26 protein-coding genes and 2 tRNA genes are annotated in these 26,638 nt (G+C 73.1%); 10 read left to right on the top strand and 18 right to left on the bottom strand.

The window, feature by feature from the left end:
• Positions 1-222: 222 nt before the first annotated feature.
• Positions 223-295, bottom strand: a tRNA-Ala gene (locus tag ACZ6RT_RS00215).
• Between the two features lie 19 nt (positions 296-314).
• The gene (locus tag ACZ6RT_RS00210) at positions 315-1,745 is read right to left on the bottom strand and encodes an MFS transporter (RefSeq protein WP_470151498.1); all 1,431 of its coding nucleotides are present in this window, start codon (positions 1,743-1,745) and stop codon (positions 315-317) included.
• Between the two features lie 110 nt (positions 1,746-1,855).
• Here ACZ6RT_RS00210 and sigJ point away from each other — a divergent pair, with 110 nt between their 5' ends.
• Positions 1,856-2,740: an RNA polymerase sigma factor SigJ gene (gene sigJ, locus ACZ6RT_RS00205; protein ID WP_470151496.1), complete on the top strand. Its 885-nt coding sequence runs from the start codon at positions 1,856-1,858 to the stop codon at positions 2,738-2,740.
• Positions 2,741-2,847: 107 nt separating this feature from the next.
• The gene (locus ACZ6RT_RS00200; protein WP_470151494.1) at positions 2,848-4,056 is read left to right on the top strand and encodes an NAD(P)-binding protein; all 1,209 of its coding nucleotides are present in this window, start codon (positions 2,848-2,850) and stop codon (positions 4,054-4,056) included.
• Here ACZ6RT_RS00200 and ACZ6RT_RS00195 read toward each other — a convergent pair.
• Positions 4,023-4,622: a CGNR zinc finger domain-containing protein gene (locus ACZ6RT_RS00195; RefSeq protein WP_470151492.1), complete on the bottom strand. Its 600-nt coding sequence runs from the start codon at positions 4,620-4,622 to the stop codon at positions 4,023-4,025. The genes ACZ6RT_RS00200 and ACZ6RT_RS00195 overlap by 34 nt on opposite strands.
• An 89-nt stretch (positions 4,623-4,711) precedes the next feature.
• Here ACZ6RT_RS00195 and ACZ6RT_RS00190 point away from each other — a divergent pair, with 89 nt between their 5' ends.
• Positions 4,712-5,485 (top strand): MBL fold metallo-hydrolase, encoded by a 774-nt coding sequence (locus tag ACZ6RT_RS00190; protein ID WP_470151491.1) that lies wholly within the window; start codon positions 4,712-4,714, stop codon positions 5,483-5,485.
• Between the two features lie 156 nt (positions 5,486-5,641).
• Here ACZ6RT_RS00190 and ACZ6RT_RS00185 read toward each other — a convergent pair whose 3' ends face one another.
• From ACZ6RT_RS00185 to ACZ6RT_RS00170, 4 genes are all read right to left on the bottom strand, one after another.
• Positions 5,642-6,874, bottom strand: coding sequence for a CynX/NimT family MFS transporter (locus ACZ6RT_RS00185; RefSeq protein WP_470151490.1), 1,233 nt, complete (start codon positions 6,872-6,874; stop codon positions 5,642-5,644).
• Positions 6,875-7,139: 265 nt separating this feature from the next.
• Positions 7,140-7,811, bottom strand: a complete 672-nt coding sequence (locus tag ACZ6RT_RS00180; RefSeq protein WP_470151489.1) for an SRPBCC family protein — start codon at positions 7,809-7,811, stop codon at positions 7,140-7,142.
• Between the two features lie 66 nt (positions 7,812-7,877).
• Complete coding sequence (locus ACZ6RT_RS00175) at positions 7,878-8,258, bottom strand: hypothetical protein (protein WP_399187111.1); 381 nt, start codon at positions 8,256-8,258, stop codon at positions 7,878-7,880.
• Complete coding sequence (locus ACZ6RT_RS00170; RefSeq protein ID WP_470151487.1) at positions 8,255-8,617, bottom strand: hypothetical protein; 363 nt, start codon at positions 8,615-8,617, stop codon at positions 8,255-8,257. Before ACZ6RT_RS00170 ends, ACZ6RT_RS00175 begins: the two co-directional genes overlap by 4 nt.
• Before the next feature lie 140 nt (positions 8,618-8,757).
• Here ACZ6RT_RS00170 and ACZ6RT_RS00165 point away from each other — a divergent pair, with 140 nt between their 5' ends.
• On the top strand, positions 8,758-9,291 hold the full coding sequence (locus tag ACZ6RT_RS00165; RefSeq protein ID WP_470151486.1) for a 2-thiouracil desulfurase family protein: 534 nt from the start codon (positions 8,758-8,760) through the stop codon (positions 9,289-9,291).
• Positions 9,292-9,350: 59 nt separating this feature from the next.
• Here the strand turns inward: ACZ6RT_RS00165 and ACZ6RT_RS00160 are convergent, their stop codons facing one another.
• The gene (locus ACZ6RT_RS00160) at positions 9,351-11,114 is read right to left on the bottom strand and encodes a PQQ-dependent sugar dehydrogenase (RefSeq protein ID WP_470151484.1); all 1,764 of its coding nucleotides are present in this window, start codon (positions 11,112-11,114) and stop codon (positions 9,351-9,353) included.
• Between the two features lie 342 nt (positions 11,115-11,456).
• On the opposite strand from ACZ6RT_RS00160, the gene ACZ6RT_RS00155 reads away from it, so the two are divergent.
• Positions 11,457-12,560, top strand: coding sequence for a DNA glycosylase AlkZ-like family protein (locus ACZ6RT_RS00155; protein WP_470151482.1), 1,104 nt, complete (start codon positions 11,457-11,459; stop codon positions 12,558-12,560).
• A 46-nt stretch (positions 12,561-12,606) separates the two neighbouring features.
• Here the strand turns inward: ACZ6RT_RS00155 and ACZ6RT_RS00150 are convergent, their stop codons facing one another.
• Complete coding sequence (locus tag ACZ6RT_RS00150) at positions 12,607-12,807, bottom strand: hypothetical protein (RefSeq protein ID WP_399187117.1); 201 nt, start codon at positions 12,805-12,807, stop codon at positions 12,607-12,609.
• On the opposite strand from ACZ6RT_RS00150, the gene ACZ6RT_RS00145 reads away from it, so the two are divergent.
• Genes ACZ6RT_RS00145 through ACZ6RT_RS00135 form a run of 3 tightly spaced genes read left to right on the top strand, consistent with a single transcriptional unit; the run spans position 12,797 to position 15,345 of the window.
• On the top strand, positions 12,797-13,312 hold the full coding sequence (locus ACZ6RT_RS00145) for a hypothetical protein (protein WP_470151480.1): 516 nt from the start codon (positions 12,797-12,799) through the stop codon (positions 13,310-13,312). The two genes, ACZ6RT_RS00150 and ACZ6RT_RS00145, sit on opposite strands and share 11 nt — an antisense overlap.
• A gap of 42 nt (positions 13,313-13,354) precedes the next feature.
• Entirely contained in the window at positions 13,355-14,032 is a 678-nt protein-coding gene (locus ACZ6RT_RS00140) for a response regulator transcription factor (protein WP_399187119.1), read from the top strand.
• Positions 14,029-15,345, top strand: a complete 1,317-nt coding sequence (locus tag ACZ6RT_RS00135; protein ID WP_470151478.1) for a sensor histidine kinase — start codon at positions 14,029-14,031, stop codon at positions 15,343-15,345. Before ACZ6RT_RS00140 ends, ACZ6RT_RS00135 begins: the two co-directional genes overlap by 4 nt.
• 366 nt (positions 15,346-15,711) lie before the next feature.
• Here the strand turns inward: ACZ6RT_RS00135 and ACZ6RT_RS00130 are convergent.
• The 4 genes from ACZ6RT_RS00130 to nadD form a co-directional block, all read right to left on the bottom strand.
• Positions 15,712-15,784 (bottom strand) — tRNA-Ala (locus ACZ6RT_RS00130).
• Positions 15,785-16,009: 225 nt separating this feature from the next.
• Positions 16,010-16,666, bottom strand: coding sequence for a histidine phosphatase family protein (locus ACZ6RT_RS00125; RefSeq protein WP_470151477.1), 657 nt, complete (start codon positions 16,664-16,666; stop codon positions 16,010-16,012).
• Positions 16,663-17,070, bottom strand: coding sequence for a ribosome silencing factor (gene rsfS, locus ACZ6RT_RS00120; RefSeq protein WP_344895858.1), 408 nt, complete (start codon positions 17,068-17,070; stop codon positions 16,663-16,665). The genes ACZ6RT_RS00125 and rsfS overlap by 4 nt, the downstream gene beginning before the upstream one ends.
• Positions 17,071-17,412: 342 nt before the next feature.
• Positions 17,413-18,033, bottom strand: coding sequence for a nicotinate-nucleotide adenylyltransferase (gene nadD, locus ACZ6RT_RS00115; protein ID WP_470151474.1), 621 nt, complete (start codon positions 18,031-18,033; stop codon positions 17,413-17,415).
• A 74-nt stretch (positions 18,034-18,107) separates the two neighbouring features.
• Here nadD and ACZ6RT_RS00110 point away from each other — a divergent pair, with 74 nt between their 5' ends.
• Together ACZ6RT_RS00110 and ACZ6RT_RS00105 are read left to right on the top strand one after the other, a co-directional pair.
• Positions 18,108-19,133, top strand: a complete 1,026-nt coding sequence (locus ACZ6RT_RS00110; protein ID WP_399187142.1) for a M48 family metallopeptidase — start codon at positions 18,108-18,110, stop codon at positions 19,131-19,133.
• Between the two features lie 273 nt (positions 19,134-19,406).
• Positions 19,407-20,186 (top strand): neutral zinc metallopeptidase, encoded by a 780-nt coding sequence (locus ACZ6RT_RS00105; protein ID WP_470151472.1) that lies wholly within the window; start codon positions 19,407-19,409, stop codon positions 20,184-20,186.
• 67 nt (positions 20,187-20,253) lie between these two features.
• On the opposite strand, the gene ACZ6RT_RS00100 is transcribed toward ACZ6RT_RS00105, so the two are convergent.
• From ACZ6RT_RS00100 to obgE, 5 genes are all read right to left on the bottom strand, one after another.
• Positions 20,254-21,990, bottom strand: coding sequence for a serine/threonine-protein kinase (locus tag ACZ6RT_RS00100; RefSeq protein WP_470151470.1), 1,737 nt, complete (start codon positions 21,988-21,990; stop codon positions 20,254-20,256).
• A 259-nt stretch (positions 21,991-22,249) separates the two neighbouring features.
• Complete coding sequence (locus ACZ6RT_RS00095) at positions 22,250-22,384, bottom strand: hypothetical protein (protein WP_399187145.1); 135 nt, start codon at positions 22,382-22,384, stop codon at positions 22,250-22,252.
• A 291-nt stretch (positions 22,385-22,675) separates the two neighbouring features.
• Positions 22,676-23,965 (bottom strand): glutamate-5-semialdehyde dehydrogenase, encoded by a 1,290-nt coding sequence (locus ACZ6RT_RS00090; protein ID WP_470151468.1) that lies wholly within the window; start codon positions 23,963-23,965, stop codon positions 22,676-22,678.
• A gap of 18 nt (positions 23,966-23,983) precedes the next feature.
• Positions 23,984-25,108 carry a glutamate 5-kinase gene (gene proB / locus ACZ6RT_RS00085; protein WP_344895813.1) on the bottom strand — a complete coding sequence of 375 codons (1,125 nt, stop codon included), beginning with the start codon at positions 25,106-25,108 and terminating at the stop codon, positions 23,984-23,986.
• Between the two features lie 82 nt (positions 25,109-25,190).
• Positions 25,191-26,549 carry a GTPase ObgE gene (gene obgE / locus ACZ6RT_RS00080; protein ID WP_399187148.1) on the bottom strand — a complete coding sequence of 453 codons (1,359 nt, stop codon included), beginning with the start codon at positions 26,547-26,549 and terminating at the stop codon, positions 25,191-25,193.
• Between the last annotated feature and the right edge of the window lie 89 nt (positions 26,550-26,638).

The following is a 26,638-nucleotide window of genomic DNA, read 5'->3' as shown; positions in this document are numbered from 1 at the left end:
CGGCCCGCGGCCGGTCCGGGCTCCCGCGCACTCTCCCTGGGGGGCACGTCCTCTGCGCGAAGCCCTCGCGGGCGATCCGCCCGGCGATCCGCTCGACGGCCACGACGGCCACGACGGCCACGACGGCCACGACGGCCGGGAAACGACGAGATCCCGTCCGATCGAGGTGATCGGACGGGATCTCGTGAACTGCCTTCGGGCCGCTGCGAGAACGGCTCGACGTGGAGCTATGGGGATTCGAACCCCAGACCTCCTCCATGCCATGGAGGCGCGCTACCAGCTGCGCCATAGCCCCTTGCGACGCAGATGAAATCCTAACCGATCGCCGGCACCTCTCGCGCCAGCATTCCGGAGACCAGGGCGATGGCGGCGGACCCGACGGCGCTCGCGGTGATGACGGCGAAGGAGATCACGTACGCGCTCCGGGACGGGACGGAGGTCCCGGCGATGGTGATCGAGGTGAGCAGGGCCGAGGTCGCGGCGCCCGAGACGCTGCCGCCGATGGAGCGGACCAGGGAGTTGATCCCGCTGGCGATGCCGCTCTCGTGCATCGGCACGTGCTGGACGGCGAGCGCCCCCAGCGCGGCGTAGGCGATGCCCAGGCCCAGGCCCTGCACCGCGTTGGAACCGATCAGGTGGGGCACCGAGTCGTTGAAGAGGGTGAACCAGCCGAATCCGACCGCGCACAGGCTCGCGCCGAGGGCCAGGGAGTAGGCGGGGCCGAGCCGGCCGGACAGGCGGCCGGCCATGAAGGAGGCGAGCAGCATGGTCACGGTGCTGGGCAGCGCGTAGATGCCGACGTCCAGGACGGAGCCGCCGAACCCGTACCCGGCGGAGGAGGGCGTCTGGATGAAGCTGGAGATCAGCGTGAACGAGCCGAACATGGCGAAGCCCAGGAGCAGCGAGGCCAGGTTCGCGGGCAGCGAGCGCGGGCCGACGAGCAGGTGGAGACGGACCATCGGGGCACGGAGGCGCAGCTGGCTGTAGACCCACACGGCGCAGACGGCGACCGCGCCGGCGAACAGCCCCAGGACGGTCCCCGAGCCCCAACCCCAGTCGTTGCCCTTGGAGACGGCCAGCAGCAGGCAGACCAGCCAGACCGACAGCAGGGCCGCGCCGACGAGATCGGGACGGCCGCCGGTGCCTCCCCCGGTGTCGTGGGCGCTCAGCGCGATGAGGACGATCGCGGCCACGGCGAGACCGGCGGTGATCCAGAAGACCGGATGGTGGCTGGGGGTGCGGTCGGCGATCAGGCCGGTGACGATCATGCCGAGGCTGCCGCCGACGCCCATGGTGGCGCTGACCACCCCGATGGCCGTCATGACCCTGGCGGCCGGGAAACTGTCCTTAATCATGCCGATGGCCAGCGGGATCAGCGCGGCGGACGCGCCCTGCAGGGCCCGCCCGGCGATCAGCACGGGCAGGGAGGCCGACAGCGCGCAGATCACCGACCCCAGTACGAGCAGGCCCACGGTGAACAGGATCATCCTCTTCTTGCCGTACATGTCGCCCAGGCGCGAGAGCAGCGGCGTGGCGACCGCCGCGGCCAGCAGCGAGGCGGTGAAGACCCAGGTCACCTCGGCGACCGAGACGCCGAAGGTGGTCATCAGCCTGGGCAGCAGCGGGATGACCACGGTCTGCTGGACCGAGACGACCATCCCGGCAGCCGAGAGCGCCACCAGGGTCAGCCAGAGATGTCTCCCCTGCCGCGCGGTGTCCGGTTCGGCGAGGGTCGTTCCGGTCACTGCGCGCTCCTTCGCTGCCGACGTCCGTCCTGAAATGGTAGAGCGTTGCGGTAAACAGCCGTTTACCCGGGTCGTGTCACGTCCGGGCGCCGTGATACGTCTATGTCGCCATGAGCGTTGAGCGTTTCGAGGAGCACCGAGACCTGCTGACCGGGGTCTCCTACCGGATCCTGGGCAGCCTGACCGACGCCGAGGACGTCGTCCAGGAGGCGTGGCTGCGCTGGTCGGAGGTGGACGCCTCCCTGGTGGAGAACGACCGGGCCTACCTCGTCAGGGTGGTGACGCGCCTGGCGATCGACCGGTTGCGCCGGCTCAAGGCCAGGCGGGAGTCCTACGTGGGGTCGTGGCTGCCGGAGCTGGTGGTGACCTCGGACGTGGCCGAGCACGTGGAGCTGGCCGGCTCGGTGGAGCTGGCGCTGCTCGTGGTGCTGGAGACCCTCTCCCCGCTGGAGCGGGCGGTGTTCGTGCTGCGCGAGGCGTTCGGCCTGTCGTACGCGGAGATCGGCGAGGTGATCGGCCGCGGCGAGGCCGCGACCCGGCAGCTCGCCCGGCGCGGCAGGGAGCACGTCCGGGAGGGCAGGCCCAGGTTCGAGGTGGATCACCGGTTGCGGCGCAGGCTCACCGAGCGGTTCGCCCAGGCGGCGATGGGCGGTGACCTGGGGGCGCTGGCCTCGATGTTCGCCGAGGACGCGTCGCTGGTCAGCGACGGCGGCGGCAAGGCCAAGGCCCCGCTCCGGGTCATCACGGGCGCGGGCAGGGTGCTGCGCTTCCTGACCGCGATCGCCACCGAGGAGGGGGCGCGGAGGTTCCTGGAGAGCGTGGGCGCCGAACCCGGCGACGGTTTCGACATGGGGATCGCCGACGTCAACGGCGCGCCGGCCCTGCTGGCGCGGGTGGGCGGGCGTCCGGCCGCGGTGTTCTCCCTGGACGTCGCGGACGGCCTGATCCAGACCGTCTTCCTGGTGGCCAACCCGGACAAGCTCGCCCGGCTGTGACGTCCCGCCCCGGCGCGCCGGGCCACGCGGCCGGGACCGGGGACGGGAACGGGGGTGACGGCGGGATGCGGTGTCACGAACGCACCCTCCCGGTGCGTCCTGGGGGCATGACACGACAGACACGAGAGATCAGCATCGTGGGCGGGGGCCTGGCCGGGCTCACCGCCGCCATCGCGTGCGCCGAGGCGGGCGCGCGGGTCACCCTCCACGAGGCCCACCGGAAGCTGGGCGGCCGGGCCCGCAGCACCGACGGCCCGTACGTCGCCAACGACGGCACCCACGTCTTCTACTCCGACGGCGCGCCGTGGAACTGGCTGGTGGCCAGGGGCCTGGTCCAGCCGTACACCAGGCTCCCCCTCCGCGCGCTGGCCAGGTCCAGGTTCCGGCACGGCGGCCGGCTCGGCGGGCCCCCGCTGTCGCTGGTGAAGGCCCTGGCCAGGCGGCGCCTGCGGGCCCCGGTCGACGAGGACTTCGCCACCTGGGCCGGCCGGCACTTCGGGCAGGAGGGCATGCGCGCCGCCGCCGGGCTGGTCGGCGTGATCACCTACGACGGGGACCCCGGGCGGCTGTCCGCGGCGTTCGTCTGGGAGCGGGTGCTGCGGGCCGCCGCGCCGAAGCCCCCGGCACCGCGCTACGTCACCGGCGGCTGGGGACGGGTGGTCGACCGGATGGCCATCCACGCGCGCGGCCTGGGCGTGCGGATCGAGACCGGTTCACGGATGGACGCCCTGCCCGAGGACACCCCGGTGATCGTGGCGACCTCGCTGGACGCAGCCAGGGCCCTGCTCGGGGACGGGTCGCTGCGCTGGGAGAGCGGCCGGGCCGTCCTGCTCGACCTCGGCCTGCGCGCGAGCGCCGACGACCTCTTCCTGGTCTCCGACCTGGACGAGGGCGGCTTCCTGGAGCGGTACAGCCTGCCCGACCCCTCGCTCGCCCCGGCGGGCCACTCCCTCTGCCAGCTCCAGATGCCCCTGCGGGAGGGCGAGGGCAAGGACGGGGCGATCGCACGCGCGGAGCGGGTGGCCGACCTGGGGCTGCCCGGGTGGCGGGAGCGGACGACCTGGCGGTGGGAGGCCGTCTGCAACGGCCGCACCGGCGCCCTGGACCTGCCGGGGACGAGCTGGCGGGACCGGCCGGCGATCGACCGGGGGGACGGCGTCTGGCTGGCGGGCGACTCGGTGGCCGCCCCGGGCATGCTCAGCGAGGTCTCCTCGAACAGCGCGCTGGCCGCCGCCGCCTCGGCGCTGCGGGCGGTGGGCCGGGAACCGGCGGGCGACGTGCCTCAGCCCGTCCCGGGCCGGGGGCGGCGCGCGTAGGCGCGGGCCGCGCGGGCACGGTCGCCGCAACGGGTCGAGCACCAGTGGCGGCGGCCGTACCGCAGCAGGTAGCGGTTGCAGGGGGTGGAGGCGCAGGCGATGAGGCGTTCGGCGTCGGGACCGGTGAGCAGGTCCGCGGCGTCGGCGGCGAGGACCGCGAGGGCGTGCTCGACGATCCGGGTGAGGGGGTGACAGGGGGCGCGGTAGAGGCCTCGGGCGGGGTCCCAGTGCAGCAGGGAGGCGGCGGGGGCCCGGGTGAGCGCTTCGTTGACGGCGGTGAGGGCCGCGGCCGGCACGGGCAGCCCGCCGGCACACGCGGCGAACAGCGCCCTGATCTGGTCGCGCAGCGACCGCAGCTGTCCCGCGCACAGCTCCTGCAGCCCGATCTCGGCCGGGGCGAGGTCGCGTTCGGCGAGCCAGCGGCCGACGGCGTCGGGGGTGTCGAGGAGATCGACGCACCGCCCGCCGGGCAGGGCGATGACGGTGTTGGCCACGTCGAGGGCGAGATGCCGCTCGGCTCCCGGAGCGGGAGGCAGGACGGGCGTGGCGGTCACGGTCTCCTTCATACCTCTCATGGTACGGATTGCATTCATCCGTGAGAAGCGGTTACCGTTCCTCACGGATAAGCCCCTTCTCATCCGTGAGGTGTTTTGTCATGACCGCTACCGGCACGACCGACCAGCAGGTTCCCGTCCGCGTCTTCGGCGGGCCGACCGCCCTCATCGAGTACGGCGGCCTGAGATTCCTCACCGACCCGACCTTCGACCCTCCCGGCGACTACCCCGGGGCCGGTCGCCCGCTGCTGACCAAGACCGCGCCTCCCGCGATCACCCCGGCGGACCTGGGCCCCGTCGACGTGGTCCTGCTCTCCCACGACGAGCACCCCGACAACCTCGACGACTCCGGACGGGCCCTGCTGGACGGCGTCCCGGTCACCCTCACCACCCCGAGCGGCGCCGGCCGCCTCGGCGGTGACGCCCGGGGCCTCGCACCGTGGGCCTCCGCCGAGCTGCGCCGCCCCGACGGCGGCACCGTGACCGTGACGGGCGCGCCCGCCCTGCACGGCCCCGAGGGGGCCGAGGCGGTCACCGGCGAGGTCGTCGGGTTCGTCCTGACCGCGGCCGACCTGCCCACGGTCTACGTCAGCGGCGACAACGCCTCGCTGGAACTGGTCGAGCAGATCGCCGAGCGGTTCGGCCCGGTGGACACGGCGGTCCTGTTCGCCGGGGCCCCCCGCATCCCCGGCGTCCTCGACGGCGCGCTGCTCGTCCTCGACAGCGCCCAGGCCGCCGAGGCGGCGAGGATCCTCGGTGCGCGCCGGGTGGTCCCGGTGCACTTCGACAGCTGGACCCACTTCACCGAGGGCCGCGACGCCCTGGTGGACGCCTTCGCCGCCGCGGGCCTGGCCGACCGCCTGCGGCTGGACTGAGCGGACGCCACGGGGCACCGGTCACGCCCCGCCGGACCGTCCGGGGATCCCGGACGGTCCGGCGCGGCCCGGGGGTCCCGTACCGCCGGCCCCCGTGTCACCGGTGCGGCCCGGGACCCGCCCCCGGGCCGCGGACCCTCCCGGTGTCCGGTGTCCTCAGCGGGTGGCGAGGGCGCCCTCGTCCTCCAGGTGACCCGGGCGGCCGGCGTACCAGCCCGCCACGAGCTGCGCGGCGACCACCGCGAACAGCAGCAGGAACGGCATCGTCCAGCCGCCGCTCGACTCGTGCAGGATGCCGACCACCAGGGGCCCGGCCCCCGCGATGAGGTAGCCGGTGCTCTGCCCGAAGGCGGAGAGCGCGGCCGTCGCCTCGGGGGTGCGGGTGCGCATGGCGAGCATGGTCAGCGCGAGCGGGAACGACCCCATGCCGATGCCGACCAGGCTCGCGAAGATCCAGGCCATGGACGACGGCGCGAGCCACAGCCCCGCGAAGCCCGCCGTGTAGAAGAGCACGAAGGCGACCACCACGGGCCGCTGGTCGGTGAACCGGGAGGCGATCGCGGGCACGAAGAGCGACACCGGGATGCCGATCGCGGTGAAGACGCCCAGCACCAGCCCCGCCTGCGCGGTGGTGTAGCCGCCGTCGATCAGGATCTTGGGCAGGAAGCCGAACATGATGTAGGCGACCATGCTCTGCGTGCCGAAGTAGGCGGCGACCGCCCAGGCCAGCCTGCTGCGGAGCAGGGCGCGGGCGCCGGTCCCGCCGTCCGCGCCGTGCCGCTCGGGCTCCCTGCGCGAGAGCGCGAACCACGGAACGGCGGCGACGGCGGCGAGCGCCCCCCACACGCCCAGCGCGACGTGCCAGTTCCCGTCGGCGGCCCGCTCGATGGGGACGGTCGCGGCGGCCGCGAGCATCGTGCCCACCGCGAGGGCGGTGGTGTAGACGGTGGTCATGGTCCCGGCCCTGCCGGGGAAGTGCCGCTTGATCAGGCTGGGGATGAGCACGTTGCCCACGGCTCCGCCCGACAGCGCCAGCGCGCTGGCGTAGAGGAACACCTCGGCCGAGCCGACCATCGACCGGATCAGCAGGCCGGCGCCGAGCACGATGAGGGAGAGCAGCAGCAGGCGGTGCTCGCCGATCCTCCTGGCCAGCGCCGGGGTCACCGCGCCGACCGAGGCGAAGATGAGCACGGGCAGCGTGGTGAGCAGGCCGACCCCGACGGCGGTCATGCCCAGGGCGGAGGTGATCTGGTCGAGGACCGGCCCGACGCTCGTGACGGCGGTGCGCAGGTTGAGCGCCGCGAGGATGATCCCCAGCACGAGCAGCCAGGCGAGGGAGCCGTTCGTGCCGGTGGTGCGGCCCCTGGTCTGATGGGTGAGCACGCTCATGCGGGTTCCAGTCCTCCTCGGTGGTTTCGTCCAATCGTAGGATGATTGGCTGACCACGACTGTAACAGGACTGAAACCTGCGTTTGTTCCTGACCGGCGGAGCCGACGGCAATCGCTGACAACGTGAAAGCCGGGCCACGCTCCCCTTTACAGGGCGTGACCCGGCTCTCTCACGCACGGCACGGACCTCGGCTCCGAGGCCCGGAACCCGGACGGCCCGGGCACCGGATGCCTTGGCACCGGCACCGGGCGAGTCGGGAACGCGTCAGATACGCGGACCGGGGGTGGGCGGCGGCTCCTCGCCGAGACCGCGACCGGCACCCGGGAGCGGCGTGCTGCCGGGGGGCGGGAGCGCGGAGTCCGGCGGGTAGACGTCCCCGCCCACCGTGCGCGGCGGAGCGGGCTCGTCGAAGCCCGCGACGCCACCGCCGGTGGAGCCCAGACCCGAGCCACCCGTCAGGCCGCCCTCGTCGGCGCGCTCGTGCGGGCCGGGCACCTCACCGCGCCAGGCGCCGGTCTCGCCGCCACGCGACTCGATGAAGGTCTTGAAACGCTCCATGTCGCCACGGATGCGCAGCTTGACGAGCTGAAGCCAGTCGCCGACGGTCTCCACGAACCCCTCGGGGTCGTAGTCGAGCTGGAGCGTGACCCGGGTGGTGTCCGGGCCGAGGCGGTGGAAGGTCACCACGCCGGCCTGGTGCGGCCGCTCCAAGGACTTCCACGCCACCCGCTCGTCAGGGTGCTGCTCGGTGATCTCCGCCTCGAACTCCCGGTGGACCCCGGCGATCTCCACGACCCACGCGGTGCGCGTCTCGCTCAGCTGCTTGATCGACTCGACGCCTTCCATGAACTCAGGAAAGCTCTCGAACTGGGTCCACTGGTTGTACGCGGTCCGGATGGGAACGTTGACGTCAACGGACTGTTCAATCGTGCTCATGACCGTGCCTCCCTTGTGGTTTGGTCGGTTCGAGGAGCAAAGCTGCCCAGGTGGGAAAGGCTCTAACTAGCGGCGTCGCAAAAGCCAGTAGATCCCCAGCAAGGGCAGCACGAACGGGATGAACAGGTAGCCGCTTCCGTAGCCCGACCAGACGGTGGCCCGGGGGAACGCCTCGGGGTCGACCATGCCGAGGGTGCCCACGACGAGCACCCCGGCCAGCTCGATCCCGCAGGCGATCAGCGCGAGCGTCCTGTTCCCCACGGCCAGCGCCACGGTGAGCACGAGGTAGACGGCCGCGGCGAACGCCGACAGCGCGTAGGCCAGCGGCGCCTCGTCGAACCGCGTCGCGATCTGCACGGCGGCGCGGGCCCCGGCCGCCAGGGCGAACACCCCGTAGACCGCCACCAGCACGCGCCCGGGACCGGTGCCGATCGCCGGTTCGCTCATACCAGGCCCTGCCAGATCTGGAGCAGCCGGCCGACCATCCCGGGGATCGCGAAACCGGCCACCGCGATCACCGCGGACCCCCAGCGCGAGCGCTCCGCGTACCCCAGGAACAGCGCCACCGGCGGGATGAGCACGGTGCCGGCGAGGTAGCCGATGACGGTGGCCGTCCCCTGCGGGCCCTCGCCCCGCGCCAGCGCGGCGGCCACCACCCCGGCCTGGACGATCAGGCCGAGCTCCAGCAGCGCGAGCGCGCCCGGCAGCACCCTTCCCATCGGCCTGTCGCGCATGGTGTTCACCAGGGCCCACAGCCCGATCACCAGTGACAGCACGATCAGGCCCGTCGCGAGCGGCCCGATCATCGAGACCTCGCGGGACCCGCGGAGCTCGCGGAGCTCGTGGAGCCCGCGGAACTCGCGAAGCTCGGGAAGTCGGAGAACATGAGCAGCAGGGTACTGCCCGGCCCGGGCGCCCCCCGCTCCGCGCCACGTACTCTGGGCCGGTGGACAGGATCATGGTCAGCGCCTGCCTGATGGGGCGCAGGGTGCGGTACGACGGGGCGGCCAAGACCAACGAGGACGCGCTGCTGGCCGCCTGGCGGCGGCAGGGACGGCTGGTGGCGTTCTGCCCCGAGGTCGAGGGCGGGCTGCCCGTACCGCGCCCGGCCGCGGAGATCGAGGGCGGCGCCGGGGGCGAGGCGGTGCTCGCGGGCACGGCCAGGGTGCTGACGGCCGGGGGCGAGGACGTCACGGCGGCCTTCGTGGCCGGTGCGCGGGCGGCACTGGAGGCCGCCCGCTCCTGTGGCGCGCGGGTGGCGATCCTCAAGGAGGGCAGCCCCTCCTGCGGCAGCCTGACCATCCACGACGGCGCCTTCGCCGGGGGGCGGGTGCCGGGCCACGGCGTCACCACCGCCCTGCTGGAGCGGAACGGGATCGCGGTCTTCGGCGAGGGACGTGTCGCCGAGGCCGCCGCGTACCTGCGCGAGCACGGTGAGGGCGGCGACCCCGGCGACGGGGACGATGGCGTCGGAGGGTGACGCCAGAGGGTGACGCCGGACGCAGGCGGTGACGCCGGACGCGGACGGGTGCGGTGGCGTCAGGAGATGTCGACCCTGAAGATGCGGTCGGAGCCCGCGGGCTCGCCCCCGCCGGCGTCGGCGTTGGTCGTGGTCAGCCAGAGCCGGTCGGCCCCCGGCACCGCGACCACGGTGCGCAGCCGGCCGTAGGTGCCCACGTAGTAGGCGACCGGCGTGCCGGTGGCCTCCCCCGCCTCCAGCGGGATCCGCCAGAGCCGCTCACCGCGCAGCGCCGCCATGTAGACCGCGTCGCCGACGACCGCGACGGCGCTGGGCGAGGCGGTGCTCACCGGCCACTGGCGCTTGGGGTTCTCCATTCCGGCCACGGAGCAGCTCCCCTCGCAGGTGGGCCAGCCGTAGTTGAGTCCCGGCTTGATCAGGTTGAGCTCGTCGAACTGGCTGTTGCCGAACTCCGCCTGCCACAGCCGTCCCCGCGAGTCCCAGGCGATGCCCTGCGGGTTGCGGTGACCGTAGCTGTAGACGAGCGTGCCGAACGGGTTGCCGGGGGCGGGCTGCCCCGCGGTGGTCATCCGCAGGATCTTGCCGGCGAGCGAGTCGCGGTTCTGCGCGTTGGCGGTGACCTGCGCGTCACCGGTGGTGGCGTACAGGTACCCGTCGGGGCCGAAGGCCAGCCGGCCGCCGTTGTGGTAGCGGTTCTTGGGGATGTTCCGCACCAGGGCCGTGTAGCCGCCCAGCGAGGTGCCGTCGTAGGTCATCCGGGCGATCCGGTTGCCCTCCGAGGCGGTGTGGAAGAAGTAGACGTACCGGTTGCTCGCCCAGTTCGGGTCCACCGCGACCCCCAGCAGGCCGCCCTCGCCGCCGGTGCCCATCGTCTCGGGCACGGTGCCGACCAGCGTCCTGGCGCCCGAGAGCGAGGTGCGGTAGACGCGGAAGCTGTCGCGTTCGGTGACCAGCGCGTTCTGCCCGTCCGGCAGCCAGGCCACGCCCCACGGGACCGTCCAGCCGGTGGAGATCTGGGTGATGCCCGACGGCACCCCGCCCCCGCACGCCGCGGTGGTGAAGGTGACGGTCCCGCTCTGCGCGGAGACGTTGCCCGCGGCGTCCCTGGCCACCACGTGCAGCGAGTACGGGCTGGCGCAGGCCAGGCCGGTGACCGTGACGGACGTGGCCGGCGGGGAGCCGGTGACGGTCGCGTAGACGGTGCCGCCGCTGCGTACCTCGTAGGAGGTCACGCCGGTGTCGTCGGACGAGGCGGTCCAGCTCAGGGTGGCCGTGGTGGCGGTGACGGCGGACCGGGTCAGGCCGGACGGCGCGGTCGGGGGCGCGGTGTCCGACGAGGCGGTCTCCAGGTCGAGGTGGTCGAGGTTGGGGTTGCCTGCGGCCGTGGTCGCGGTCACCCGGATCGTGTTGGCGCCGGCCCGCAGCGTGACGGTGAGCGTGCTGGTCGCCCAGGTGCTCCAGGCACCGGTCGGGCCGAACGCGCGGGCCGCGGAGACCACCGCTCCGTTGACGGAGACGTCGCCGGGCCGGTTCCCGGCCGACCCGTTGGCGTAGCGCAGCGCCACGGTCGCGGTGCCCGCGCTCGCCGCCTGGACCGTCCACTCCACGTAGGAGCCCGCGGCGTTGTCGCCGTTGACGAAGCCCGAGCCGGAGTAACCGGCGTGGTTGGACTCCACCACTCCCTGGGAGATGCGGGCGCTCTCGGCCTCGTACCGGGTCGCCGCGTCCGCCGGGCTCGCCGTCGCGACGGCCGTCATCAGCGCCAGGGCCGTCGCGACAAGGCCACCGAGCGCCTTCCGCGGCCTGTATCCCTCTGATCTCATGAGTCTCCTTGACGTGAGGTTCCGGGGGCGACCCACACTCCACGGCGACATGCGGCCGGTGGCACCGGGGCATTGTTAACGTTAACAAGTACGGGTCGCGTACCGCTCGATCCTCCGGGCCGTCTCGCCGGGCCCGCCTGCCGCCGGGCCTGCGCCGGGTTCCACCGGATTGCCGCCCAGTGTCGTCCTGACGGGAGTGATCGTCAAGATTGGACTGGAAATGTCAGGAAAAATAGTGAATCTTTCATCACCGTCCAGATCACGTTCACGGGTCGTCCGCCCGTCACCGTGCCGACGAAAGGGGACGATCCCCCGCTCCCGGCCCTGTATTACAGTGACGCGATGGGGAACGCGATCACACTGGACAGGGCCCGCTGGCTGGGCTTCAGGTGGCGGGGACACGGCCTGGAACGCCGGTCTCGCGAGGGGACGCCCGACGACCTGCTGCTGCTGGGATTCCAGGACGGCCGGCAGGCCGACGCCACGCGGGCGCTGATCCAGCGCACGGGAACCGTCGGGTCCGCGAGCGTCGCCGAGGCCGTCTCCCCCGGCGGGCCGCTGGTGAGCATGTGGTCGGTACGCGGGGCACCGCACGCGCACCGCCTGGCCGACCTGGACCTCCTGCGCGACGCCCTCGCCCCCCGGGAGTCGGACGAGGGCGGAGCCGCCTGGGTGCGGGCGGTCGACGAGGTGGCCGCCGCGCTGAGGGCCGTGGTGACCGGCCCGACGCCGAAGCCGGAGGCGAGCCGCGAGGTGAACGACCGCGTACCGGCCTCGCTGGTGATCCGGTGCGAGCGCTGCGACGCCGACCACGTCCCCGACGCGCTGTTCCGCGCCGGCGGATGCCGGGCACGGCTCGTCGTCGGCCCCGGCGACCAGCGCGTGACCATGCTGTACCCGGCCCCGGACGCCCCGCGGGGAGAGCGACAGGACCGGGACGGCGACCCGCGCCTGACGCTGCTGCGGGCCTACCTGCGGGTGAACGGCCCGGCCTCCCGGGCCCTGTTCCGCGACTGGATGGGGAGCGACACCGCCGCCGTCGCCGGCCTGTGGAGGGAACTCGGCGAGGACCTGGTCCGGGTACGGGTCGGCGACCGGCCCTACGACCTGCCCGAGTCGCTCCTGGACGAGGTGAGACGGGCACCCGCCCCCGAGGGGGTCGTCCTCGTCCCGCCGCACGACCCCTACCTGCGCCAGGCCGACCGGAACCTGCTCGTCCCCGACCCCGGCAGGCGCCGGCAGGTGTGGCGGGCCCTTTCCGGGCCGGGGGCGCTGCTCGTCGACGGCGAGGTGGCCGGCACCTGGCGCTACCGCCGCCAGGAGCGCGAGCTGACGGTCACCCTCTTCGACGGCCTGGCACCCGCGCGCCGCGCCGAGGCCGAGGACAGTGCCCGTCTCGTCGCCGAGGCCACCGGCGACGAGGCGCCGAAGGTCGTCTGGGACTGAGGCGCGGCGCGTCCCGGCCCGCGTGCCCCGCATCCGGCGGGCCCGCCTAGTACTCCCACAGGTCGGTGCGGCCCTCGGCGCCGATGCAGAAGACCGCCGAGCCGTGTTCCCCCCGGACCAGATCGACCCGGATCCATCCGGGGGCCGAGGCGACCTTGGCCTCGTAGCCCGCCCTGGGCGCGGCGGTGACGAGACGGCAGACACCGTTCTCGATGGCGAAGGAGACGGAACCGCCCTTGACGTTCATCACGCGCAGGTTCTCGGTCGAGACCGACCGGGTCCTGGTGGCCTCGGGACCGGCGCCGGCGCGCGGCGACGCCGTGGCGGCCCGGGTGGCGCGGGAGGCCGGGGGCGAGGTCGCCGGTGCCGTCGGCGCCCTCGATGCCGTCGGCGCCGTCGGCGCCGTCGGTGCCCTCGACGTCCCGGGACGCGGTTCGGCCCGCCGCGTCCGCTCCGGCGCCGCGTCGCTCCCCGACGGGGAGCGGGCCGGGCGCGGCCGGGCGCTCCGGCTCGCGGACGAGGCCGGGCGCGGTTCCGGGGTCCGGCCGGAGGCCGAGGACGGCGCGGTCACGGGCCACGGGGGTCTCTCCGCGCCGGTGCGGCCGATGGCGGCGTTGAGCGGCTCGACGCCCGCGTCCTCGAAGACCTCGCTGCGCAGCACGTCGCGGACACCGAACCAGGCGACCGACACCGCCAGGACCGTGGCGACGCACCACACCGCGATGAACCCCAGCGTCTGCCGCATGTCGTGAATTATTACGTCATATGTCCCACTCTTCACTACCGTTACACGCATGGCGACGGTTCTGGTGGTCGAAGATGACGAGTACGTACGATCCGCGATCATTCAAGAGCTCAGCAGGCGCCGGCACGCGGTGCGCAGCGCGGGACGTGCCCTGGACGCCCTGCGGGAGATCTCCCAGAACCCGCCGGACGCGGTGATCCTCGACCTCGGGCTGCCCGACCTGGACGGGGCCGAGGCGCTCAAGATGGTCCGCAGCGTCTCCAGCGTCCCGGTCATCGTGGCCACCGCCAGGGACGACGAGGCGGAGATCGTCCGTCTCCTCCAGGCGGGCGCCGACGACTACCTGGTCAAGCCCTTCTCCGGCGACCACCTCAACGCCCGGCTGGACGCCGTGCTGCGCCGCGCGCGCAGCGCCACCCCGCCCCCGGTGCTGCGCGTCGGCGCGCTCGCCGTGGACGTGAACCGGCGCGAGGCCACCCTGGAGGGGAGCCCGCTCACCCTGACCCGGCGCGAGTTCGACCTGCTGGCCTACCTGGCCGCCCGTGCCGACCGGGTGGTCTCCCGCAAGGAACTGCTCACCGAGGTCTGGCAGCAGTCCTACGGGGACGACCAGACGATCGACGTCCACCTGTCCTGGCTGCGCCGCAAGCTCGGCGAGAGCGCCTCCGCCCCCCGCTACCTGCACACCGTACGGGGCGTCGGGGTCATGCTGACCACGCCGACATGAGGCGGACCCTGGCGCTGCTCACCGTCGCGGGGACCTCGATGGTGGCCCTGGCCTTCCTCATCCCGCTCGGGCTGGTGGTCAGGGAGATCGCCCACGACCGGGCCATGGCCCAGGCCGAACGGCAGGCGTCCGCCCTCGTCCCCGTGCTGGCCATCACCGTCGACCCGGCCCGGCTGACCCACGCACTGCTCAGCACCGGCGCGCGGGACCGGATCGGGGTCCACCTGCCGGACGGCGGCTCGGCCGGAACCGTCAGGGCACCCGCCGCCACCGTGGCCTCGGCCTCCCGGCTGACCCGGGCCGTCACCGCGGAGCTGGGCTCCGGCCGCCTGCTGCTGCGTCCCGTCGCCCTGGACGGCGGCCGGACGGTGGTCGTCGAGGTCTTCGTCCCGCCCGGCGACCTCACCCGGGGCGTCACCGCCTCGTGGGCGGTGCTGAGCGGGGTGGCGGCGGCCCTGGTGGCCGGCTCCCTGCTGGTCGGCGACCGCCTGGGGGTACGGGTGGTGCGCTCGGCCCGGCGGCTGGGCCGGGCGGCCGGCGCGCTGGGCGCGGGAGACCTCAGCGTCCGCATCGAACCCGAGGGACCTCCCGAGCTGGTCGCCGCCGGTGAGGCGTTCAACAGCATGGCCGACCGCGTGGTCCAGCTGCTGGCCGCCGAACGGGAGATGGCCGCCGACCTGTCGCACCGGCTGCGCACGCCCCTGGCCGCCCTGCGGCTCAGCCTGGAGCACCTGGGACCGGAGGCCGAGCAGAGCAGGAACGCGCTCGGCCGGCTGGAGGCCGAGGTGGACCAGATCATCGCCACCGCCAGGCAGCCCTCCCGCGCCCCGGAGCTCGTCCACTGCGACGCCGCCGAGGTGCTCCGCGAGCGGCTGACCTTCTGGTCCGCGCTGGCCGAGGACCAGCGGCGGCCCTGGGAGCTGATCGGCGCCTCGGCCCCCGCCCGGGTCCCGGTCGCGGCCACCGAGCTCGGTGCCGTACTGGACGCCCTGCTCGGCAACGTCTTCCGGCACACCCCCGAGGGCACCGGATTCACGGTGACCCTGCACCAGGGCACCGGAACCGTCGGCGTGCTCATCGCCGACGCCGGGCCCGGGATCGGCGACCCCGAGGCCGCCCTGCGGCGCGGGGCCAGCGGCGCGGGGTCCACCGGGCTCGGGCTGGACATCGCCCGCAGGCTCGCCGAGTCCACGGGCGGCTCGCTGCGCATCGACGCCTCCTCCATGGGGGGCGCCAGGGTCCAGCTCTGGTTCCGTACCGACCGGCACGAGCGCCGGTCCGGGCGGGTCCGCCCCCGTCGCGAGCGAGGGTGACCCGCGGCGGGCGGCCGGCGTTGATTTAGATCATGGGTAAGCCCACCTTAAGCACACCTAAAAGGGGCTTTTTCGCCATTCCATATGCGCCATCGTGGGGGAACCGCGAGCGCCTCGCCCGCATCCGCGGTCCCCGGCCCGCCGCGTCGTGCCGGCCACGCGTTCAGACGGAGGACACGTGGCCGGTTCGGAGCGGCGGGCCGGGAGCGTTCTCACGTCTTCCGCGGGCGTCACGGGGCCCGGGCGGCGGCTGCGGCTGCGACGGAGAGGGCCACGAGAGGGATCGTGGGAAAGGGACCGCGAGGAGCGCGTCCCGGAGAACGAGAACCGCCCTCCGTCCACGCGTGGACGGAGGGCGGCCGAGGGTGGAGCTATGGGGATTCGAACCCCAGACCTCCTCCATGCCATGGAGGCGCGCTACCAGCTGCGCCATAGCCCCTGATCACCGCTGCGAGTCCTCTCGTCGCGGCGCTCGGGAAGCATATAAGGACACCACCGTGTTCACCTAATCGACGGCCGGGCGGCCCTCGACGGCCTCGCGACGGCCTCGCGACGGCCTTCGGGCGTACGCCGGGACCGGCCGGCCCTCCCCGGTGTCACCACCGTCACCACCCGCCACGGCGGACCCGGCGAGCCCGGCGGCAGGGGCCGGGCCGCGACGGGCTCACCCCCGGGCGGTGGTCCCGGGATCGTCCTCGGTGGCCTCGGGGCTGTCGTCGCTCCTGACCGGCTCCGGGAGGGTGCCGGCGTTGTGCTCCATCAGGCGCCAGCCCTTGCGGGACTGCTCGAGCACCGACCACGAGCAGTTCCCCAGACCGCCCAGGGCGGGCCAGAGCTCCTCGGGCAGGTTCATCAGCATGGCGATGCCGAGCCGGATCGCCGCCCCGTGCGAGACGACCACGAGCAGGTCGTCGGGGCCGAGCTCGGCCGCCCAGCGGCGTACGGACGTCGACACCCTCGTCGCGACGTCGGCGACCGCCTCGCCGCCCGGCGCCTCCCAGGCGACGAACTCCCGGGGCCACTTCTCGGAGATCTCCTCCCGGGTGAGCCCCTCCCACTCACCGCCTCCCCGCTCGCGCAGCTCCTTGTCGACCCTGACCTCCAGCCCGGTGACCCGGGCCAGCGCCGAGGCGGTGTCGAAGGCCCGCTGGAGGTCGGAGGAGACGATCATGCTGGGGCGCAGCGCCGCGAGCAGCGAGGCCGCGCGGGCGGCCTGCGCGACCCCGGTCTCGTCGAGCGGGATGTCGGTGTGCCCCTGGAACCGGTGCTCGACGTTCCACAGCGTCTGACCGTGCCTGAGGCAGACGACACGCGGGCTCACTCAGCTACCGTCCCGCGGGCGCGCTGGGCGGCGACCTGGGTGACGCTGTCCGGCAGCGAGATGGAGGGGCAGTCCTTCCACAGGCGCTCCAGCGCGTAGAAGGTGCGGTCCTCCTCGTGCTGGACGTGCACGACGATGTCGATGTAGTCCAGCAGGACCCAGCGGCCCTCGCGCTCGCCCTCGCGGCGGACGGGCTTGACGTCGGCCTCGATCCGCAGCCGGTCCTCGATCTCGTCGACGATGGCGCGGACCTGGCGGTCGTTGGTGGCGGAGCAGAGCACGAACGCGTCGGTGATGACGAGCTGGTCGCTCACGTCGTAGGCCAGGATGTCATCGGCCAGTTTGTCCGCCGCCGCCTCGGCGGCGAGCCTGACGAGCTGGACGGATCTGTCGGTTGCTGTCACGGTGTGGGTCAGTCCTCCTGCTAGTCGGCGCTGTCACCTATCAGGGTGCCCGATCGGGTGCTCCTTGAAGAGCCACAGTTCGAACAACGCCCGTCGTATGCCGCCCGATTCCGCGCGGCGGGCGGAATCGGCGGCCCGATCGGGTTCGTCTTCCGCGGCCGGGGCCGCGCTTGCCGGTCCGGGACGACCGGGATGATCCTGAGGTTCGGCGGTCACACCGGGTGAGCTGCGGATACCCGTACCACGCAAACTTCTCGAATCATAGCGAATCTCTCCGAAACGCGCTGTGACTCGCGGCAGGCGACGGCCTCGGGTCGGGGACGAGCCCGGCAGACCCCCCGCTCAGCCCTCCGGGTGCCGGTAGAGGCCGCGCTTGTTGATGTACTGGACGATCCCGTCGGGGACGAGGTACCAGATCGGTTCCCCCGAGGCCACCCGGGTGCGGCACTCCGAGGAGGAGATGGCCAGCGCGGGGATCTCCACCAGGCTCACCTTGCCGTGCGGCAGGCCCGGGTCGTGCAGCACGTGACCGGGCCGGGTGGCGCCCACGAAATGGGCGATGGTGAACAGCTCGTCGACGTTGTGCCAGCTCAGGATCTGGGCGAGGGCGTCGGCGCCGGTGATGAAGAACAGGTCGACGTCGGGTCCCCAGGCCTCGGAGACCTCCCTGAGGGTGTCGATGGTGAAGGTCGGGCCGGGCCGGTCGATGTCGACACGGCTCACCGAGAAGCGCGGGTTGGAGGCGGTCGCGATGACCGTCATCAGATAGCGGTCCTCGGCGGCCGAGACGGTCCTGTCGGCCTTCTGCCACGGTTTCCCGGTCGGCACGAAGACCACCTCGTCGAGATCGAAGTGGTGGGCGACCTCACTGGCCGCGACCAGGTGACCGTGGTGGATGGGGTCGAAGGTGCCGCCCATGACCCCCAGGCGCCGCCGTGTCCCACCGGTAGCCGCGTTCATCATGAAACGGACCATACGCGCAAGCCACACGCGGCTTTTAATCACCCCCCGCGCGGGGCAGGCGAGGCCGACGTAGCATGCCGGGCATGACCACCACCCCGGATCGCAACCGCGTGCAGCTCCCCGGCATCAGCTCACGTGCCTACGAACATCCCGCCGACAGGTCCGCGCTGGTCGCCCTCCGGTCGCTCAGCGGGTTCGACACGGTGCTCAAGCAGATGTCCGGCCTGGTCAGCGAGCGCCGCCTGCGCCTGATCTACCTCGCCTCGGCCGTACGGACCAGTGACACGCAGTTCCGAGCACTGCACGACATGGGCCGCGACGCGGCCTACACGCTCGACCTGCACCGCATTCCCGAGGTCTACGTCCAGCAGAGCCCGCTGGTGCAGGCGAAGGCGATCGGCTTCGACGACCCGTTCATCGTCGTCACGACCGGCCTCCTCGACCTGATGGACTCCGAGGAGCAGCGCTTCGCCATCGGCCACGAGACCGCCCACATCCTGTCGGGTCACGCGGTGTACCGCACCATGCTCGACATCCTCACCCGCCTGGCCACCCGGGTCGCCTGGATCCCGCTCGGCTACATCGGCCTGCGCGCGATCGTGGCCGGCCTGGAGGAGTGGCACCGCAAGTCCGAGCTCTCCGCCGACCGTGGCGGCCTGCTCTGCGGCCAGGACCCGGACGCCGCGATGCGCGCCCTGATGAAGCTCGCCGGAGGCTCGCGCCTGCACGAGATGAACGTCGAGGCCTTCCTGGACCAGGCCCGGGAGTACGACACCGCAGGCGACGTCCGCGACGGCCTGCTCAAGGTCCTCAACCTGCTGGGGACCACCCACCCGTTCGCCGTCTCCCGGGTCGCCGAGCTCGACAAGTGGAGCCGCGGCGGGGAGTACACCAGGATCGTCGGCGGCGAGTACCCTCGCCGCGCCGACGACTCCAACGCGAAGATCTCCGAGGAGATCAAGGCCGCCGCGCGTTCCTACCGGGAATCGTGGTCCCAGTCGCAGGACCCGTTCATCGGTGTCCTGCGCGACGTCGCCGAGGGTGCCGTCAACGCCGGGGAGCGCATCTTCAACCGCTTCTCCCGCCGCGATGGAAATTGACGGAGGGTGCCACCGAAGGGGTCCGGGGATCGTCACCCGGGCCCTTTTTCCTGGGCTCCCCCGCCCGCGCCGCCGCCCTGAGCACGCCCGGCGGGCAGGACCGGGGCCGGACGGAAACGCGGCCCGCCCGGCACAGGGCGCGGACGGCGAAAACGCGGCCCGCCCGGCGAACGCGCCCGGCAGGCCGGTTCACGCGACGGACCACGGCGGGACACCGAAAAAGAATTCCTTTGCCCACTGTGGTGCCGAGCATTACCCCTACCATCGTTTCTCATGAGAATTCGCATGATCATCGCTATGGCCGGGGCGGCCGCGATGCTCCTGACGGGCACGGCGCACGCCTACCCGATCAAGGACTCGACCCTGACGGAGAACTCCCTGTACGGCTCCGGCAGGCTCGCGGACTCCACCTGCACCGAACCGCCGATCAAGGACGGTTCCCGCGCCCAGGCCAAGCGGTACATCCGGGCCGTCGTCGGCTGCCTGGACACCGCGTGGGAGGGGCACCTCACGGCCGCGGGGATCTCGTTCGCCAAGCCGAAGGTCGTGTTCTTCGACAAGCTGCCGAAGAAGTACTGCGGCTACACGCTGGAGACCGAACCGGGATCGTACGCCATGTACTGCCTCCAGTCGCGAACGATCATGATCCGGCTCGGCCGGGACTGGCTCCAGGGCACCGACGACCTCTGGATGCTGCACGCCACGGGCGCGCTGTACGGAAGCCACGTGATGGGCCTGGCGGGCATCGTCACGGCGTACGAGAAGGCGCCGTACAGGAACAAGAGCGAACTGCACGAGCAGAACCGCCGCTACAGCCTGCAGAGCGACTGCCTGGGCGCCGTGTTCGTCCGGAGCGTCCAGGACTCCCTCGGCCGCGGCAGCCGGGACTGGAAGAAGCTGACGGGCGTCCTGAAGGCCAGCGGCGACCACAAGGGTGAGGACCGGACCTTCGGCAAGGGCTCGACCCGGGTGTCCTGGTCGGCCCGCGGTTACGCCGAAGCCGACCCGGGCGCCTGCAACACCTGGAGCGCCCCCTCCTCCAAGGTCTCCTAGACCTCCCGCCCCGGCCTCGGCCGTCTCACAGGGCCCGGACCCGGCTTCCCGGACCCGGGCCCTGCCCCTACACCAGCAGGGCGATCGCCTGTACGGCCGCGGAGCACAGGGCGACGAACCCGCCCAGCACGGCCAGCGCGCGGAGCCCCTCCTTGCGGAGCTCGACCAGCTCGGCCCCGATCCGTTCGATCTCCCGGCCGAGCACGCCGCCGCAGACGACACCGAACACCACCCCGGCCAGGGCGACCGGCGCGGGGACCTCCCACCAGTGCGGCGGCAGCGAGCCGCCGAAGGTCAGCCAGAGCGCCGCCCCGGCCAGGGCCGCCGCAGGCAGTCCCGGCCACACCAGGGCGGTCAGCAGCGAACCGGCGAGGACGAACGGGAAGCCCGCCACCCGCAGCGCGGCCCGGGCCCTGGCCGACCGGCGCCTCCTGACCAGCCGGTGCCCGACCCAGAGCGTCCGGGCCAGCGTGGTGAACAGGGCGGTCACGGCGAAGGTGGCCACCGGCCACAGGACCGTGGCCACGACGCACGGCACCGCGAGGACCGCCAGCAGGAGCAGCGACGCGTTACCCGCGGGCAGCGGCCCCGACCCGCTTCGCGCTCCGGGCTCCCCGGCCGCCTTGTCCGGGCGGTTCCTCACCGGCCCGCGCCGCACGGTCCCGGTGCCTCCGGGGGTCCGGCGCCCGGGACGCGCGCCTTCGGCCGTGGCGGCCCGCTCGGCGCGCGCGCTCTCCGCGGCGGCGCTCCGCCCGGACCGAGAGGTCTCGGAGACCGCCCCTCGCCCGGCGCGCGGAGCGTCGGACACGGAGCCCCGGCCCGTACGCGGGGCCTCGGAGACCGATCCCCGGCCGGCACGCGCGCTCTCCGGTGCCTGGCCCCGCCCGGCGCGGGCGGTCTCACCGGTTCCGGGGGGCGGCCGGTCGCTCCCGGCGGCGTCGCCCCTGGCCCCGGCCCGTGCCCCCTGCTTCCCGGCCGCCGGCCCCGGCCTGCGGGACGCCTCCGGGGCCACCCGGACGAGACGGCCGAGACGGCCGCACAGCTGGGCCGCGGTGGGGCGCTTGGCGGGCTCGCGGTGCAGGGCCGCGCGGATCAGGGGGAGCAGCGCGGCCGGAACACCCTCCAGGTCGGCCTGCCCGTTGAGGATCGCGTACATCTGCGCCTCGACCGTGCCCCGGCCGAAGGTGGGGCGCCCGGTCGCGGCGAAGGCCACGGTGGCCGCCCAGGCGTGCACGTCGGCGGGCTCGCCCACCGGCTCGTCGGCGAACAGCTCGGGGGCCGCGTAGCCGGGGGTGCCGAGGAAGGTGCCGGTCAGCGTCAGCCGGGTGGCGTCCAGCACGTGGGCGATGCCGAAGTCGATGAGCACCGGCTCGTCGTCCTCGCCGACCAGCACGTTGGCGGGTTTGAGGTCGCGGTGGACCACCCCGGCCGCGTGGATGATCGACAGGGCGGTGGCCAGGCCGTGCGCGAGCGTGAGCAGCCCGCCGCCCTCCACGGGACCTGCGCGGCGCACCCGCTCCAGGAGGGTCTCCCCCTCGATGTACTGCATGACCAGGTAGGGACGCTCCCCCTCGAGGTCGGCGTCGACGACGCGGGCGACGTAGGGGCTCTCGACCCTGCGGAGCGCGCGGACCTCCCGCTCCAGCCGTATGCGGGCCTCGAAGTCGGCGTCGACCATGTCGTGGAGGACCTTGAGCGCGACGCTGTCGCCCCGGCGCCCGGAGGCGAGGTAGACCTCGCCCATGCCGCCGCGGCCGAGACGCTCCAGCAACGTGTAAGGACCGACCCGCCCGAGACGACCCACGTGACCTCCTGCGTCGGCCACATGGGTCAGGGACCGCTGCGCCTATCGGGTCGCTCGCTCATGCTCGCTTCCCTGCTCTCCAGCCATAGGAGACCACACCATAGCGGGCGAGAGTGATGTTTTCCCGGCGGCACGCCGGAGTTGCGGAAAGTGTCCCGTCATCGGGACGCGCCCGTCCCCCGTGACGCAGGCCGCCGTACGGCCGGATCCGCGCCCCCCTCCCCCACCCGGCCGGCCGGGACGGATCGTGTGAAGCGCCTCAGGGACCGTCCTGCGGCCGGCGGACCGGGTCCTCCAGCAGGCTGTCGAGACCGGCCGTGGGCTCGGCCGACAGGTCACGCCGCCTGCTCCGGCGCCAGGTGACATGGCCGCGGCTCTCCAGGACCAGCAGCACCCGATCAGCCCCAAAAAGAACAAGAGCTATAAATAGGAATGCAACTCCGATTTCCATGGAGTCCAGTCAAACCATAAGCTATGCCGATTACCCGGAGCGACACACCATAACTACGAGTAATCGCGACGGGTCGTGCGAGCCCTCACGGAGCGCCCGTCACACCATAGGGGCCGCCCTCGCCACCCGCCCGCCGAACCGGCAGGCTCGCCCACCGGCGTCCCTACGTCCCGGCGGCACCCGTGCCGCCGGGACACCACACCCGACCGGCCTGCCGGAAGGCCGGTCGTCGCGCTACCGGGAACAGGCGTCGGTCGAGGCCAGGACCGTGCCCTGCGCGGTGCGCAGCTGGCCCTCACCGGTGTAGACCCACTTGGTGGAGGTCAGCTCCGGCAGGCCCATCGGGCCGCGCGCGTGCAGCTTCTGCGTGGAGATGCCGATCTCCGCGCCGAACCCGAACTCCCCGCCGTCGGTGAACCGGGTGGAGGCGTTGACCGCCACCGCCGCGGAGTCGACCAGGGAGACGAACCTGCGCGCCGCGCCGACCGAGCGGGTCACGATCGCCTCGGTGTGCGCCGAGCCGTACCTCCTGATGTGCGCGACCGCCTCGTCCAGGGAGTCGACCACGGCGGCGGCGATGTCCAGCGAGAGGTACTCCGTCCGGAAGTCCTCCTCCCCGGCCGCCACCACGTCGCCGTAGGCCGCGATCCGGGCGTCCCCGTGCACCGTCACGCCCTCGGCGGCCAGCGCGGCCAGCGCCCGAGGCACGAAGGCGTCGGCGACGGCCGCGTGCACCAGCACCGTCTCGGCGGCGTTGCACACCGAGGGCCGCTGGACCTTGGAGTTGAGCAGGATCTGCACGGCGAGCTCGACGTCGGCGTCCGCGTCGACGTAGACGTGGCAGTTGCCCACCCCGGTCTCGATCACCGGGACCGTGGACTCCTCCACCACCGAGTTGATCAGCGACGCGCCGCCGCGCGGGATCAGCACGTCCACCAGGCCGCGGGCCCGCATGAGCTCCTTGACCGAGTCGCGGGACGTCCCCGGGACCAGCTGGACCGCCCCGGCCGGCACCTCGGTGCCCGCCAGCGCCTCCTGCATGACCCTCACCAGCACCGTGTTGGACTCGTACGCGCTGGACGAGCCGCGCAGCAGGGTGGCGTTGCCGCTTTTCAGGCAGAGCGCCGCCGCGTCCACGGTCACGTTGGGACGGCCCTCGTAGACGATGCCGATGACCCCCAGCGGGACCCGCACCTGGCGCAGCTCCAGCCCGTTGGGCAGGGTGTTGCCCCGGACCACCTCGCCCACCGGGTCGGGCAGGTCGGCCACCTGGCGGACCGCCTCGGCGATCGAGGCGATCCTGGCCTTGTCCAGGCGGAGACGGTCGATCATGTACTCGGACACGCCGTTCTCGCCCGCCCGGCGCACGTCGAGCGCGTTGGCCGCGACGATCTCTGCGGACGCGGCCACCAGCGCGTCGGCGATCACCCGGAGCGCGGCGTCCTTCGGCGCCCTCGGCAGCGGGGCCAGCTCGGCGGCGGCCTCTTTGGCCGCCAGGGCCACCTTCAGGAAGTCCTCGGACATCTTCGCGCTCCAAAAGAACTAGTTGTGGGTTTCCAGTATGACGATGTCGTCGCGGTGGATCAGCTCTCGCTCGTACTCCGGGCCCATGCTGGCCGCCAGCTCCCGGGTGGAGCGGCCGAGCAGGCCGGGGATCTCGGCCGCGTCGAAGTTGACCAGGCCGCGCGCGACCACCCGGCCGCGCGGCCCGCACAGGTCCACCGGGTCACCGGCCGCGAACTCGCCCTCGACACCGGTGACCCCGGCGGGCAGCAGCGACATGCGCCGGCCCACCACGGCCTCGACCGCGCCGGAGTCCAGGTGGAGCCGGCCCCGGCCGGTGGTGGCGTGGGCCAGCCAGAGCAGGCGGGTGCCCGGGTGGCGACCGCCCGGGTGGAAGTAGGTGCCGACGTCGGTCCCGGCCAGCGCCTGGGCCGCGTGCGCGGCCGCGGTCAGCACCACGGGGACCCCCGCGCCGGTGGCGATCGTGGCGGCCTGCACCTTGGTGACCATGCCGCCGGTGCCGACCGCTCCCCCCTTGCCGAGCTCGACCCCGACCAGATCGGCGGGCCCGCGTACGTCGGTGAGCCTGCGGGCACCCGGACGGCGGGGATCACCGTCGTAGAGGGCGTCCACGTCCGACAGCAGCACCAGCGCGTCGGCCCGGGTCAGGTGGGCGACCAGCGCGGCGAGCCGGTCGTTGTCGCCGAAGCGGATCTCGTCGGTGGCCACGGTGTCGTTCTCGTTGACCACCGGGACGATGCCCAGCTCCAGCAGCCGGGCCAGCGTGCGCTCGGCGTTGACGTGGTGCGAGCGGCGCATCATGTCGTCGGCGGTCAGCAGCACCTGGCCGACGCGCAGGCCGTACCGGGCGAAGGAGGAGGTGTAGCGGGCCACCAGCACGCCCTGACCCACCGAGGCGGCGGCCTGCTGGGTCGCCAGGTCGCGCGGGCGCGCCGACAGCCCCAGCGGGCCCAGCCCGGCCGCGATCGCCCCCGAGGAGACCAGCACGATCTGGGTTCCCGCCCCCCGCCGGGCGGCCAGCACGTCGACCAGGGCGTCCACCCGGTCGACGTCGATCATTCCCTGCGGGGTGGTGAGCGAGGACGAACCCACCTTCACGACCAGGCGTGCGGCCGTACGGATCCGTTCGCGCGCAGCGTCCACGACGGGCACCTTTCGACGACGATCACCGTCTGCGACGGTCACCGGAGAGAGCGGCACTGACAGGAGCGGCATCGGGGAGCGGTCACTGCCCGCCGAGCCGGTTGTCCGAACCGCGCGGCCCCTGGCGCACGGCCTCGGCGTTGAGCGTCGGCTGCCAGTCGAAGATGTACCCGTTCTCCATGGAACCGATGATCACCTCGGCCCCGGCCTTGGCACCGGCCTTGGTGAGCTCCTCCTCCACGCCGAGCCGCTCCAGCCGGTCGGCCAGGTACCCCACGGCCTCGTCGTTGGTGAAGTCGGTCTGGCGGATCCACCGCTCCGGCTTGACCCCGGTGACCTGGAAGGTGTCGTCGTCGATCCGGCGGACCGCGAATCCGGTGTCGCCGTGCTGCCTGGGCCTGATCACCAGGCGGGTCGGCTCGGGCACCGGCGCGGCGGCCCTGGCCGCGGCGACCATCTCGCCCATGGCGTAGGTCAGCTCCTTGAGGCCCTCGTGGGTGGCCGCGGAGATCGAGAAGACCCGCAGGCCGCGCTCGACGAGCATCGGCGTGACGATCTCGGCCAGCTCCCGGGCGTCGGGGACGTCGGACTTGTTGAGCACCGCCAGCCGCGGCCGGTCCTCCAGCTTCCCGTACGCGGCCAGCTCGGCCTCGATCACCTCGTAGTCGCTGATCGGGTCGCGGCCCGGCTCCATGGTGGCGCAGTCGATCACGTGCACGAGCGTGTTGCACCGCTCGACGTGGCGCAGGAACTCGTGGCCCAGCCCCTTGCCCTGCGAGGCCCCGGGGATCAGGCCGGGCACGTCGGCGACGGTGAAGATCGTGTCGCCCGCGGTGACCACCCCGAGGTTGGGCACCAGCGTGGTGAACGGGTAGTCGGCGATCTTGGGGCGGGCCGCGGAGAGCGCGGCGATCAGGGAGGACTTGCCCGCGCTGGGGAAGCCGACCAGCGCCACGTCGGCGACGCTCTTCATCTCCAGCATCACGTCGAGCTCGTCGCCGGGCTCGCCCAGCAGCGCGAAGCCGGGGGCCTTGCGCTTGGCCGAGGCCAGCGCGGCGTTGCCGAGCCCGCCGTGGCCGCCCTCGGCGATCACGTAGCGGGTGCCCACCCCGATGAGGTCGATCAGCACCTCGCCGGTGGTGGCGTCCTTGACCACGGTGCCGTCCGGCACCGGGATGATGATGTCGGCGCCGTTGGCGCCATCGCGGTTGGAGCCGCCCCCCTGCTTGCCGTTCTCGGCCTTGCGGTGCGGGCGGTGGTGGTACTCCAGGAGCGTCGCGGTGTTGGCGGCGACCTCCAGGATCACGTTGCCGCCCCGGCCGCCGTTGCCTCCGTCCGGCCCTCCCAGGGGCTTGAACTTCTCCCGATGCACAGAGGCACAGCCGTTCCCCCCGTCACCGGCCTTGATGTGCAGGACCACCTGGTCCACAAAGTCCGGCATGCTGTTTTCTACCCCTATCTACGGCAATTTCCTGAAAACGCGAACAGGGGCGGACCGCTGTATGCGATCCACCCCTGCCGTGAACGTCT

Source organism: Streptosporangium sp. NPDC050148, from assembly GCF_055586505.1.
The sequence above is the reverse complement of the archived record's forward strand: the minus strand, read 5'-3'. Positions and strand labels throughout refer to the sequence as shown.

Coding starts and splice junctions, on each gene's coding strand:
- ACZ6RT_RS00150 (WP_399187117.1), bottom strand. CDS start 12,807: ATGAACGTCAAGGGCGGTTCCGTCTCCTTCGCCATCGAGAACGGTGTC.
- ACZ6RT_RS00155 (WP_470151482.1), top strand. CDS start 11,457: ATGGGGAACGCGATCACACTGGACAGGGCCCGCTGGCTGGGCTTCAGG.
- ACZ6RT_RS00110 (WP_399187142.1), top strand. CDS start 18,108: ATGCCGGGCATGACCACCACCCCGGATCGCAACCGCGTGCAGCTCCCC.
- obgE (WP_399187148.1), bottom strand. CDS start 26,549: ATGCCGGACTTTGTGGACCAGGTGGTCCTGCACATCAAGGCCGGTGAC.
- ACZ6RT_RS00185 (WP_470151490.1), bottom strand. CDS start 6,874: ATGAGCGTGCTCACCCATCAGACCAGGGGCCGCACCACCGGCACGAAC.
- ACZ6RT_RS00160 (WP_470151484.1), bottom strand. CDS start 11,114: ATGAGATCAGAGGGATACAGGCCGCGGAAGGCGCTCGGTGGCCTTGTC.
- sigJ (WP_470151496.1), top strand. CDS start 1,856: ATGAGCGTTGAGCGTTTCGAGGAGCACCGAGACCTGCTGACCGGGGTC.
- ACZ6RT_RS00135 (WP_470151478.1), top strand. CDS start 14,029: ATGAGGCGGACCCTGGCGCTGCTCACCGTCGCGGGGACCTCGATGGTG.
- ACZ6RT_RS00190 (WP_470151491.1), top strand. CDS start 4,712: ATGACCGCTACCGGCACGACCGACCAGCAGGTTCCCGTCCGCGTCTTC.
- ACZ6RT_RS00200 (WP_470151494.1), top strand. CDS start 2,848: ATGACACGACAGACACGAGAGATCAGCATCGTGGGCGGGGGCCTGGCC.
- ACZ6RT_RS00090 (WP_470151468.1), bottom strand. CDS start 23,965: ATGTCCGAGGACTTCCTGAAGGTGGCCCTGGCGGCCAAAGAGGCCGCC.
- ACZ6RT_RS00105 (WP_470151472.1), top strand. CDS start 19,407: ATGAGAATTCGCATGATCATCGCTATGGCCGGGGCGGCCGCGATGCTC.
- ACZ6RT_RS00170 (WP_470151487.1), bottom strand. CDS start 8,617: ATGATCGGGCCGCTCGCGACGGGCCTGATCGTGCTGTCACTGGTGATC.
- nadD (WP_470151474.1), bottom strand. CDS start 18,033: ATGATGAACGCGGCTACCGGTGGGACACGGCGGCGCCTGGGGGTCATG.
- ACZ6RT_RS00195 (WP_470151492.1), bottom strand. CDS start 4,622: ATGAAGGAGACCGTGACCGCCACGCCCGTCCTGCCTCCCGCTCCGGGA.
- ACZ6RT_RS00140 (WP_399187119.1), top strand. CDS start 13,355: ATGGCGACGGTTCTGGTGGTCGAAGATGACGAGTACGTACGATCCGCG.
- ACZ6RT_RS00175 (WP_399187111.1), bottom strand. CDS start 8,258: ATGAGCGAACCGGCGATCGGCACCGGTCCCGGGCGCGTGCTGGTGGCG.
- ACZ6RT_RS00180 (WP_470151489.1), bottom strand. CDS start 7,811: ATGAGCACGATTGAACAGTCCGTTGACGTCAACGTTCCCATCCGGACC.